Source organism: Paenibacillus wenxiniae, from assembly GCF_039822605.1.
Taxonomy (GTDB): Bacteria; Bacillota; Bacilli; order Paenibacillales; family Paenibacillaceae; genus Saccharibacillus; species Saccharibacillus wenxiniae.
In genome coordinates this window covers 16,309-28,440 of record NZ_JBCGUH010000004.1, presented here as the reverse complement: position 1 = coordinate 28,440, position 12,132 = coordinate 16,309, and the positions used below count along the sequence as shown (strand labels likewise).

The following is a 12,132-nucleotide window of genomic DNA, read 5'->3' as shown; positions in this document are numbered from 1 at the left end:
CAAACCCCTGCTATGACTGGCTTTTATCGAATCATTAGTTAAACAAGTAAATACCCATAATAACCAAAACTGACTTTGTGAGTTAACTAAAAAGAAAGCGATTAAAAATATTACAATTAGGTTACAAAACCTTTCCTTTTGTCATTTAATAAGATATTTATACCATTAAGGGAATGTATGTTCCTATTTAATTATTTTTATGTATCGCTAATGAGAGGTAGAATGTAACTGTAATGGAGCGGATTTTATGCTTTTTGTGGATAAGAGGATATACATAAAGTGGATTAGAACGAAGTCGTTTGCTGCACATAAAAGGTTACATTTACGCTTTTACGTTTACTTCTAATCCCGTCTAAAGTCCTGGTAGTTCGTGATTCTCATAGCCTAATTGGTATTATGCCGTCGCAGGCAACAATGGTTGATGCTATCGCTCGTCATACATCATAAAGAGCCGACCTGCGCAGCTTCTTATTAGATGCTTGCAGTTCGGCTCCTGGTAGATGGGATGGCATGTACTCATATTGAACGGTTTTCAGACCATCCTGTACGATTGAAGATGACCTGCATTGAAGATGATCCTTATTACAGATGACTGTCTATGTGTAATGTGATCACGATAGATGATCAACTGTCTTCAGCTTAAGGCACCATTTGTCCGCGGGCGCTTGTATACAGCAGATACCACTCGTCACGTGTCATTTGTTCTGCCTGACGTTCGGCATCCTGACAGGCTTTAATTCGTGTCGGGTTGGTCGTGCCTACAATCGGTTGGATCAGAGCAGGATGACGCATCAGCCAGCCTAGCACGATCGCTTCGGCTGTTGTTTCTTTTTCATCAGCGAGACGTTGTACAAGGGCTGCGGTTTTGCGAATATGTTCGGGTTCCTTCTTCACCTCGCGACCGGAAAATTTGCCCTGTGCGAGCGGACCCCATGCTTGCAACTGGATATCGCGTGTACGGCAATATTCCATCAAGCCCGAACCAAAGTTCACGCTTGTACCTGCATGTTGGTTCACATGAATGTCTTGATCAACAAAGTGCAGATGTCCGAGACTCATTTCCAACTGATTCACGGCAAAGGAATCCGGAATCGCCTGCTGCAAAAACTCAATTTGCGGCGCGCTCATATTGGAGACACCCACATAGCGAATTTTGCCTGCTGCCTTTAATTGAGCAAGCGCTTCCGCTACTTCGTCTGGCTCTACAAGCGGATCGGGACGATGAAGCAGCAGTACATCCAGATAGTCGATACCGAGACGTTCCAGACTGGCATCTACCGAGGTAACGATATGCTCACGGGAGAAGTTGAATCGTCCAGGCCATGTGTCATCCTGCAATTGAATACCGCATTTGGACTGAATGACAATCTGCTCACGCAGCTCTGGTCTTGCCTGTAAAATACGGCCGAATACTTGCTCTGCCTTACCACGCGTATAAATGTCCGCATGATCAAACATCGTCATTCCGATCTCCAGAGCAGCATCTACCGCAGCCTCTGCTTCTTTCACATGCTCGTCTGTAAATGGCTGACTATCCCAGCTTCCTCCAAACGGCATACATCCGAGTGCAAGGCGGCTTGCCTGAACCCCGCGCTTTACAAGTGGCATTACTTTGCTCATCCTCTATATCCTCCTGTCGCTATATGCTTGCTGATCGTTATGCCTTACTATGTTCTCACATTCAACCTATCCATGACAATAGAGCAAGCAACTACAATTGGCATGCCGTACATAAAAAAAGGAACTGTCTCGAGGGACAGTTCCTTCATATCGTTTACATGCAAACCTATGTGATAGGATATCGACCACTTCGGCAAAAAATGAGGACGGACTACCCACAGTAAAGGTCGTCTCCTAGTTTCTATACGTGGTACACATCTTCTCACAGATGCTGCTCTTTGGCACTCAGTACAGCTCCAACTCACTAATACTAACCTGCGCTGGACCTGTATTGCGGCTAATGATCAGCTTATACGTTTTATAAGCTCTATCGTTATCAACAGCATAGGTTTTGGTCACACCTGAATCCCAATGGATTGAGGATGGCACTTCATGTACGACCTGACTCCATTGTTCACCATCGTTGGAGCCGACTAGCGTCCACGATATCGGAGCACTTTGTGGACTTGCCGCTGTAATGGAATAGCCTTTGATCACTGTTGGTTGGTCAAATGTATACGATAGCGATACATCAACATAGTTTTGCGAATCAGACGTCCAATAGCTATCTGCTGCTACCGAATGATCAAATGCTTTCCAGGCTGTATCTGCATTTTCCGAAGCAGTCGCGGTTCCGTTGGAGGACATGCCTGTTGGCGGTACCAGATTGTAATTGTTCTGATATTGCTTCAACTCCAGATCGTTGACCGCTACCCATTCACCGCCGTTATTGCTCGAAATGAACAGCGCGTATCCGCTATAAGCCACATCATTATCGATATCAAATGTTCTTCGCTCGCCTGGCTGCCAGTCTGTCTGTGTAGACTGCTCATCGATCTCTAACCACCGGTTACCAAGCTTACCTGCAAATACCCAATCCTGCGGCGCATCAGCTGCATCGTATGTATTTGCCTGCACCGTGTACTGTGTGATCACTTTTTTGTCATTGAATTCATAGCCAATTTGTGCAAGTGATCCATCTGCCGCTGCACGCCAGTAACTGTCCGTTATTGCCGTATCATCAAATGCCCGCCACGCCTCATGTCCTGCCTCTTCCCCACTTGCAGTCGCTGCGCCGTTGCTGCCTGTGTCGGAAGTTAACTGTGGAACGACATCCTGACTATACGAAAGTGCTGCTGCCGTCCCTGCGTGATAGCATGTACCTGCCAGTAAAATGCCTGCGATCCATAATCCCTTTTGTTTACTCCATAATTTCATGTACCTAATCTCTCCTTTATATTCAATCAAACATCCGAACTAGCAATTCGGAAATGGTTAAACTGGATTAAATTTTCCATGACGGTTTAATAACCATTTAATTCCTAATTGACTCATTTTATTACATACTTAGTAAGCAGTTTTTTATTTTTTTAAATGGATGGGCTATAATTTCAAAATGAGTCTGCCCGAAACGACGATGACGATTCATCGAAATTTCGGGCTGGTGGGATCAATTCTATGTATGCCTACATTTTAGCGGCTACATGTCCGCTTGGAATGATTCGAATTGCTTATTTATTCTTTTTGTCCAATTACTCCCTCCATCTCTGGTTTTTAGGACAACACATCGGTTTTGCGAAACCGATCAACACGCTTCAATCGCGAATTTCGAGCAATTACGACGCCGTCACGTATTCGATTCACCGATCCTTTCATGTCTGCGTAACAAAATGCGTACAAAAAAGGACGATTTCAGTAAATGAAATCGTCCTTTTCGCTATTATTATATCCAGTTTCGCAACTGCGAAATGTATAGCTCACCCTATTTACGCTCGATTGTAATTTCTCCATACGATGCATTCACCGTAGAACCGAGTAGGCTTGCACCGGCACGTAATGGTACATAGGTCGTACCTTTCACTTGAATTACATTTGCTGGCAGCATACGAGCTTTGCCATCTACGGTTGCTTTTTTGGAGTTCACGTTTAGCTCCACTACCGCTCCACTAATATCGTCAGTCAGACGAATTTGTTTGCTAGCCGCATTCCATTCCATTTTCGCATCCAGCGCGCTTGCCAGATCCTTCACCGAAATGTACGTCATTTTGTTGCGAGTAATCGTTTCGTAATCAGAATACTCACCGACATAAACGGTTTTTTTCGTCGCACCTGACATTTTCATCAGCTGATAGACCGGAGAATTCGATTCAAAGTTACGCAGTACCGTACCTGCTGTCGTGCTATCGTTGACGTTCAAGAGGCCGCCGCTTCCATCGACCGGATCAGCAACGACATTGCCGTTCACATTCCAGGACTCGCTCTCTGAATGAAGATTAAACGCAGAGTACGAAGATTCCGCAGGCAAGGCAATCGTTACATCCATCATTTGCTTGCGTGCATACATATCTTTGTCAAAATACACATCGGTGACGACACGGGTGTTTGGACCGAAGATCGTTTGTACGGATTGATCCGCTTTAAATTCTTCGAAGTTTTGATCATAATCTTTGAGCAAATCCGTCAACGCCTCGCTAATGGACTTATAGCCTTCATTGACGAAATTATCGCGGCTACCAAAGAAACTATCAAGTTCTTCCTGTGATGAACCGGTAAATAGCGGTGCATAATAATCATAAAATGCACCAAGCAATTCTTTCATACCTTGTTCGTCAGCAGCAATACTGGTCAGGAATGGCTTCACCAGTTGCAGTAGTTCCTGTCCATCTAGCTCGATATGCAGACGAGTCATATCCATCGTTTCGCCACCATATACAGCTGTGCTCACGGTATCGGCAGAGATGTTCGCTGCATTGGGCAGATGAGTGAACAGGAATGAAGCGACTGCCTTAGCAAATTCCTTTTGTTGACCTTGCAATACTTGCAAATTGAAGCCGGAATCAAGCCCTACAGCCTCTCCATATGCTTCATAAGATATGTAAATCGGCTTTTTGGCACCTTCCAGATCGATCGTAATCCCGCCCTGATTCATATACACATGGAACGGCAGACGTTGGCCGCTGTATTCAACAGCTCCAACCAGTGACAGCTCATTCGCACTCTGCATTTTGGCGCTATCGATCACCAGTTTGCTGGAGTTCAGCATCGTAGCAATCATGCGATCTTCGGCACTTGCTGATTCAGAAGGTGTCAGGCTCAAACTTAATGTCTGGTTGGATTCGAGCGACTGTACCTCCAGATTGCGAATCAGTGCATTTTTCACATCCAGATTGCCTACTGCTTGACAGCCGGACAGTACAACAAGCAGTAAAACAAGCGGAAGTGCGATCCACAATTTCCTTTTCATTGATATTGTTCCCCTTTCTGTATCGGACTTCGCCTTCATTATCCCAGTTTACGTACAGTTTGTAAAATGAACAAATACCTATAATAATCCGCTTTCAGGCGGGCTATGTTACAATGGAAGCACTTGTTTTACAATCTAAGTACGAACGCCTAGTTCTGGAGGACATTTAAATATGATTAAAAATGAGAAAATCAAAGCATCTGAAGTATATGTGACCGGGATAGAGGGCGAAGATTTAGGCATCATGCCCACCGCCGAAGCACTCAAGCTTGCCAAACAGCTTAAAGTCGATCTCGTATGTACTTCATTATTAAGCAGCCCACCGCCATGTCAACTGATTGGTGCTGGCGCAGCACGTCAAAAGCAGCAACAGGACGCCAAACGCGATCGCCCAGCCAAACTTAAGGAAATCCGGCTCACCGCATCCATTGAAGATCATGACTATGAAACCAAACAACAACAGGCACGCCGGTTGCTGCAATCCGGTCATGCTGTGATGCTCGTCGTAAAAACGGGCAATACTAAACAATCCACTGCCGCACGCAAGCTGCTGGAAGATTTGCTGCGTGACCTCAAAGCCGATGGACGTCCAACGACCGGCATTCAAGTCAGTGGGAAGCAGTCAATGGTACAGCTTGATCCGCTAAATTAAGCCTGCTGTACAGTGTGGAAATGTAAGCTGTACTCCAATGATCAGCAATGTAGCCCAGTCTATACTCATCTACAATAACACTCTGAAAAGATCTGAGAAGCTCTGAAAGGCTATAAAATAAAGGTTCTGAAACCGGCTGGCTGGATCGCGGATATAATAACCGATTCTCATCATAGAACCATGCCTATGGCGACAGGGTGCATATGGCGATACGATATGCTACAGATAAAACCACCAAAAAAGCCTTTCCTACTATACAGGAAAGGCTTTTTGCTAATTGTGATTATCAGTTTACGTTCTCATTTTATCGTGTTCATTCTCATTTTATCATGTTCATTTGTCTTTTTAGCTCAACATTGGTATTCCACTAGTCTGCACTCTATCGTTTCACATTTTATCATCATGCATTTCACGATCAGCGATACATCATCAATTTCATCATTTGCTTCAACATCCTGTCCGCTCGTCAGCAATGATCATCATTAGAATAGTCATTGTCTGGCAGAAAAAACGTCTGGTTACGCCGATGAGCAATCTCTTCATTCGATGCCAACTCTACACATGTGCCTGGCGGATGCATGCCTGTTTGTCGTACCGCGCCTAGCTTTAATACAAAGCGGAAGCTGGACCCTTCATTGACTACACTCGTCACATCGATACTGCCATCCATCAGCTCAACGAGCTTTTTACAAATCGACAGGCCCAGTCCGGTTCCACCATATTTGCGATTTAACGCTGGATGCAATTGTGAAAATGGCTGGAACAGCAAATGCTGCTGCTCTGCGGCAATCCCAATTCCAGTATCCGACACATTGAACTCCAACCACGTCTCTCCACCATTGGACGCTTGCCCTTCCTCACGCAATAATGAGCGAACCGTCATATGAATCTGTCCCTCATCGGTGAATTTGACGGCATTGCCAACGAGATGAGTCAAAATTTGCCGAATCCGCAGTTCATCTCCATACAGCAGTTGCGGCACATCCGGCTCAATCGCTACCGTTAATGCATTGCCTTTTTCAGAAGCGCTTAGTAAAAATAGCTCAGCAATATGATCAAATAGATCCACAATCGAGAACGTCTGCGGCTCCAGCACAAGCATCCCGGATTCCACTTTGCTAAAGTCCAAAATTTCATTGAGCAGATTCAATAGGGCTTCACTGCTATTGAGCAAAATGTCCAGATAATTACGCTGCTGTTCATCCAGCATCGTCTCGGCGAGTAGCCCCGCCATGCCCATAATGCCATTCATCGGCGTGCGTAACTCATGACTCATCACCGACATAAATTCGGATTTGGCGCGGTCTGCGCGCTCTGCCGACTCCTTCGCACGTAGCACTTCTTTTTCATTCGTAATATCGCGGAATACGATAACCGTTCCCCGACGTTCACCTTGCTCATATACGGGAGTAACGCGATACGCCGCAAGAAAGCTGGAACCATCGTTTTTCCAAAAAATGGTCTCTTCTTCGCGATGTGGGGTTGCCTGACGAATCGCCTGAATGATCGCAGACTGTTCATGCAGCTCATCAAAATTATAAAACCCATGTTGCCAGCCGGATTCATTTTCGTTATGGCTATTCGTGATCGCAGGTTTCATATTCAGTCCTAACATCTCAGCTCCGGCACGATTGATAAAAATACCGCGTCCATCTTCGTCCACACTGAAAATACCCTCGGATACCGAATCCAAAATGAGTGCTCGTTCATTGCCCAGCTTTTCAATCAAGCTAATATAGCGCTTCAGCTCCGTCGTCTCTGTCACGATACTGTACAGTCCGATCACTTCAGTATCCGACATAATCGGCACATTGATCACATCGGCGCTAAATAGGGAATCATCCCGGCGTCGTATATTCAGCTCATAGATTTGCGGAACGCCCTGTCTGGCAAGTCTGGCATGATGGCGAATCTTGGGCATCTCCTCTTCCATAAGAAAAGAATACACTTTCGTTCCGATCAGCTCATGCCGGGAATAGCCAGTCAACTCCTCCAGACTACTATTTACCGATAAGAAATGGCCTTCCAGATCGATCGCACATACGCCGGACGGATTATTTTCAAACAACGAACGGTAACGATACTCACTATCTCGAAGCACAGTCTCCAAATATTTGCGCTCCGTAATATCACGCGATACCGCCATAAACGTATACCGATTCTCATATTCGTTATACGTATATCGGCTAAGAGTCTCCAACCAGATGTAACGACCGCTTTGATGACGACAACGGAAAATGAGCATATCGTGATGGTTATGCTCCCTGGAACGTACATTTTCAACATACTGTTGTAGCTTATGCCGATCTTCTGGATGCGCCAGTTCAAAGCACGAACGTCCGATTAGCTGCTCCGGCTCATAGCCAAGCAATGTTTTGCATGCAGGCGAAGCGAATAGGAACGTACAGTCTGCATCATCCACATGACGCGAGATCAAATCCAGTGAATTGTCGGTAATTAAACGGTAATTGTATTCGCTACGACGTAGCTGCTCGCTAACACTATATTGACGGGTCATATCCTGTACCACACCGATCATCTGCATCGGCTTACCGGTGTCTGGATCACAGATCGTTTCCCAGTGCGTTTGTACCGTCTTCTCTGTACCATCTGGAATAATGATTCGATACGTGTTCACACCACCCTCGCCCAGTTCAAGCGAACGCTCCATACATTCAGCGACATAGTCCATATCGTCCGGATGGATAGTGGATAGATACGAATCCGGTGTATGTTCAAGTGATTTCATTGCATAACCGAAAATGCGCAATACATCGCGTGAAAAATGAATTTCTCCTTTGACCATATCCCAGTTCCAGGCTCCAATCCCTGCTAATCGGTGAGCACGGGAAATAATATCCTCCTGCGATTTGCGCTTGGTCACGTCTTGAATGACACTCATAATGTTTTTTAATTTCCCGTGTTCATCATGCATTTCTTGAATAAACGCTTCAATCCAGCGTTCTTCTCCATTTTTATGACGAACACGGCGAATAATGCTAGTCCGATCCTGATGCATCCAGACAGGCATATAATCGCCCTGCGTATCCACGCAAAATTCGCTGTAATGAGCATGAATCAGCTCTTGAGGCTCATAGCCGAGCATTTGTTTAATAGATGGCGATGCATATTCAAGATATCCATCAGGTGTGCTGAGCGCGACGGCACTTGTCGCATTGCGTGTCACAAGTGTGCGAAGATCTTCCTCGTGATGCTCCTTAATCTCGCTCGCATACACAATAATATATTGTAGCGGTTCAGCCGGATGCTCCGGGTAAAAGGAAGACTGTAGCGTTAACCAGATTGGACGATGATCACCGCGGATAATCCGATGATCCAGCTCCTGACTACTGTGATGCTTCTGCCAGAATTGGACAAGTTGATGTTGTTCCAGCACATGGCGCAATTGCTCTTCCTCATACGCTAACAAATAACAAAAAGCCGGGTTTACGTATTGACACGCTCCCTCCGGCGAAAAAATGGCAATTCCACCGGGCGCGTGCTGATATACATGCAACAGTAAAGCCATATCAGGTACAAGCCCTTTATTCACAATTCCATCCTCCCATATGATGCACACTTCTTTAAACTTGGAACTTTCACCATAATATAGCCTATTTCCAAGCATGTTAAACGGTTTGACTACGTATATTTCGTGAACGGGAAGATTGTTGCTGATCAGCGATCAACGAATAGCTTTTATATCCTATTATACAGAAGCTTTGATTCGAGCATACGAATGAATGTAAAATCGTATACGCATGCTCATTATATCGGTTATAGCTAGTAGTGTTCTTAGCTAAAGGAATGTTTTATTTCAGCGCCTTTAGAGTATGACTACTGTAACTCATTACGATCAAATACGATATGTTTTATCGTATGGGCAGAAGAACGATACGTATACACATCTCAGAAATATTGTAGTTGTACACGTACTATTTCAGAAATATTGTAATTGTACATGCACCATTCATAGTTAGAAGTAAATACGACTCCACATCAAAAAGGACAGCCACCTATTGCTCGTGACTGTCCTTTTACTCGCAACATCCTCGGATACAGATGATGCAACTATCTTCTTTAATAAAATGCTACTTTATACAATAATCTTCATTTAAGCATCGATATTGTTATTGTCCTCATCCTCATCATGGATGCTGACCATTATTAATTATATTAGGATCGATAAGTATACTAGCATCAATAAGTATAATAAGATCGATCACTTCACAAATAAATGATGTGTACACCGCTCAATCATACTTTATTGCTATGAAGCCCTGCCTTCCATGCAATCTCATCTACAATGTCCGCTGTCGGCGATACCTGTCCAAATTCATAAGCAACGACCGTTAACGTCATGCGCTGAATATCGTCTGCCGTCACCGCACCCCAGCCCATATCCGGATAATCCATCGCTGCATTTGCATCGCTGAGGAAAATAATTTTATATTCGCGATGCGCGCCATCACGAACAGTCGTTTCACAACATACATTCGTAACCGTACCACAAATGATGATCGTCCCAATATCATGCTTACGCAAAATCGTATCCAGATCGGTATCGTGAAAGCCACTGTAAAATAATTTATCTACAATAATATCGCCCGGTTCTGGTGCCAATTCATCGATAATTTCCACTCCCGGTGTGCCGCGCTTCAGAATTTCATTTACATTCGGATACATATCGAGCATCCGTCCTGTATCACTGCCATCACCACGTACAATATGACGTAAGTAAATGACCGGCATGCCTGCTGCACGCGCTACAGCTGTTAGTTGTTGAATCGGCTCAATGATTTCTTTGGTGCGCGGCACATACAGCGCACCATCTGGCTTGCAAAATACGTGCTGCATATCGACGACGATCACAGCGGTGCGCTCTGGCTGAATATCCCATTTGATTTTATTTTTCATTCTTATCCTCCTCTTTGGTCGCGATGCTTGTGCTGATGGCTAGCCTATCTTGAGGTCTGCTTTGTTGAGGGTAGTTATCTAGCATGTGTACGCAGCCTGTTTTACTATGCATACACGACTACCGCTTCCATGTATACGAGCCTACGTACACGTCCTGGTTTAACGTATTTGCTCATCAAACTTGATTGCGCATATGGATCGCATATATGGATTACAATACTGATTGCATATTACAAATAATCGTCTAACCATAGTTATAAGACTTCTGTCGTTGTCACTTCAGGCAATAAAGGCTCACGCTGGGCACGCCGCTCCAACGATGGACGCAGCCACATATTCACTATCGTATTCAAGCCGATCAGCAGCACGACACCAACGAGCATCGGTTGAGTGACCACACTTTGAATCGCTAGCGGTAGCTTCGCGGTCAGCTCTGCTGGCAAATACATCGTACCTAGCGAAATAATGAACGAAGCGCCTGCTACGACCAGATTCAATTCATCCCACACAACTTTGCTGACCATCTGTACACCGCTAATCGCAATAATGCCAAACAAAATTGTAGATGCTGCTGACAGCACCGGGCCAGGCAAAGAGGCAATAAACATGCCTACTTTTGGAATCAAACCGAGTACAATCGCCAGTATACCTGCGGTCATCGTTACGTAGCGACTACCGATACCGGATACACGCACGATTCCGATATTTTCTGGATAGGAGGTAGTGCCCAATCCGCCGAAAATTGCACCGAGTGTACAACCGAGAAATTCACCGAATAGTCCACGGTTGACGCGATCATTGCTCAGCTTCTGTTTGCCCCATTTGGTCAGCAGTGTATACATACCTACCGCTTCTGCCGAAGCCTGCAAAAAGGCTAGCAGCATCAAAATGACAATCGGGATCGATACGCCAAATCCGAACGGAAACAAGCTCGGCAGACTAAACCAGCTTGCAGACGAGACAGCTGAGAAATCGGTCGTACCAAAGATGGAATAAAAAACAGTTCCGACCAGGATGCCCCATAATAATGCACCACGCCGTAAAATCGTACCACCGCCAACGACCATACATACCAGTACACAGAGCACCGTCACCAGTGAAGCGATAAAATTAATGCCGATGTCTGCACTACCAAACCAATTTTTAAGCCCGATACTTGCCAGTTGCGCACCAATAATAATGAGCAGCGTACCGTACACAATCGGCGGTGAAATAAATTTATTCACATAGCCGATCAGACCGAAACGACGAATCGGGATCGCCAGCAACATGAAGATCACGCCGGCAACAGCCATCGATCCAAATGCGGTTCCGAGTCCTACGCTGGCACCTGCTGACAATACAGCTACAAAAAAGGCGGCGGTCGGTCCCTGCACAACAGGTAGTTTTAACATACGACCGGACTGCAATACCGTGACCAGACCTGTCGTTAAAAAGCACGCTTGAATCATATAGCCGATCACACTGGAATCAAGCTTGAGCGCCTGACCGATCAATACCGGAAACAGGAAAATGCCTGTTAAAGCTAGTAAATGTTGCAATCCATACGTCATATTCGCGCCTACAGACAGCTTCTCTTCAATGCCTACCGTTAACACTTGCTCTTCCCCATGTGTATCTTGCATATGATCCACTCCTATCGATTATTCATACACCGTGC

7 protein-coding genes are annotated in these 12,132 nt (G+C 45.2%); 1 reads left to right on the top strand and 6 read right to left on the bottom strand.

Going from position 1 to position 12,132, the window contains the following annotated elements:
* Window positions 1–639 precede the first annotated feature (639 nt).
* From AAHF22_RS08995 to AAHF22_RS08985, 3 genes are all read right to left on the bottom strand, one after another.
* Window positions 640–1,620, bottom strand: coding sequence for an aldo/keto reductase (locus AAHF22_RS08995; RefSeq protein WP_347324671.1), 981 nt, complete (start codon window positions 1,618–1,620; stop codon window positions 640–642).
* Window positions 1,621–1,905: 285 nt separating this feature from the next.
* Window positions 1,906–2,877 carry a hypothetical protein gene (locus AAHF22_RS08990; protein ID WP_347324670.1) on the bottom strand — a complete coding sequence of 324 codons (972 nt, stop codon included), beginning with the start codon at window positions 2,875–2,877 and terminating at the stop codon, window positions 1,906–1,908.
* Between the two features lie 544 nt (window positions 2,878–3,421).
* On the bottom strand, window positions 3,422–4,903 hold the full coding sequence (locus AAHF22_RS08985; protein WP_347324669.1) for a copper amine oxidase N-terminal domain-containing protein: 1,482 nt from the start codon (window positions 4,901–4,903) through the stop codon (window positions 3,422–3,424).
* Window positions 4,904–5,075: 172 nt separating this feature from the next.
* On the opposite strand from AAHF22_RS08985, the gene infC reads away from it, so the two are divergent.
* Window positions 5,076–5,555 (top strand): translation initiation factor IF-3, encoded by a 480-nt coding sequence (gene infC / locus AAHF22_RS08980; protein ID WP_347324668.1) that lies wholly within the window; start codon window positions 5,076–5,078, stop codon window positions 5,553–5,555.
* Window positions 5,556–6,021: 466 nt separating this feature from the next.
* Here infC and AAHF22_RS08975 read toward each other — a convergent pair whose 3' ends face one another.
* From AAHF22_RS08975 to AAHF22_RS08965, 3 genes are all read right to left on the bottom strand, one after another.
* Complete coding sequence (locus tag AAHF22_RS08975; RefSeq protein WP_347324667.1) at window positions 6,022–9,108, bottom strand: PAS domain S-box protein; 3,087 nt, start codon at window positions 9,106–9,108, stop codon at window positions 6,022–6,024.
* A gap of 704 nt (window positions 9,109–9,812) precedes the next feature.
* A complete protein-coding gene (locus tag AAHF22_RS08970; protein WP_347324666.1) occupies window positions 9,813–10,472 on the bottom strand; it encodes a cysteine hydrolase family protein in 660 nt (219 codons plus the stop codon).
* Window positions 10,473–10,726: 254 nt separating this feature from the next.
* Window positions 10,727–12,097, bottom strand: coding sequence for a uracil-xanthine permease family protein (locus tag AAHF22_RS08965; RefSeq protein ID WP_347324665.1), 1,371 nt, complete (start codon window positions 12,095–12,097; stop codon window positions 10,727–10,729).
* Between the last annotated feature and the right edge of the window lie 35 nt (window positions 12,098–12,132).

Excerpts from the sequence above, each read along its gene's own strand:
- AAHF22_RS08995 (WP_347324671.1), bottom strand. The coding sequence starts at position 1,620 with ATGAGCAAAGTAATGCCACTTGTAAAGCGCGGGGTTCAGGCAAGCCGC.
- AAHF22_RS08990 (WP_347324670.1), bottom strand. The coding sequence starts at position 2,877 with ATGAAATTATGGAGTAAACAAAAGGGATTATGGATCGCAGGCATTTTA.
- AAHF22_RS08985 (WP_347324669.1), bottom strand. The coding sequence starts at position 4,903 with ATGAAAAGGAAATTGTGGATCGCACTTCCGCTTGTTTTACTGCTTGTT.
- infC (WP_347324668.1), top strand. The coding sequence starts at position 5,076 with ATGATTAAAAATGAGAAAATCAAAGCATCTGAAGTATATGTGACCGGG.
- AAHF22_RS08970 (WP_347324666.1), bottom strand. The coding sequence starts at position 10,472 with ATGAAAAATAAAATCAAATGGGATATTCAGCCAGAGCGCACCGCTGTG.
- AAHF22_RS08965 (WP_347324665.1), bottom strand. The coding sequence starts at position 12,097 with ATGCAAGATACACATGGGGAAGAGCAAGTGTTAACGGTAGGCATTGAA.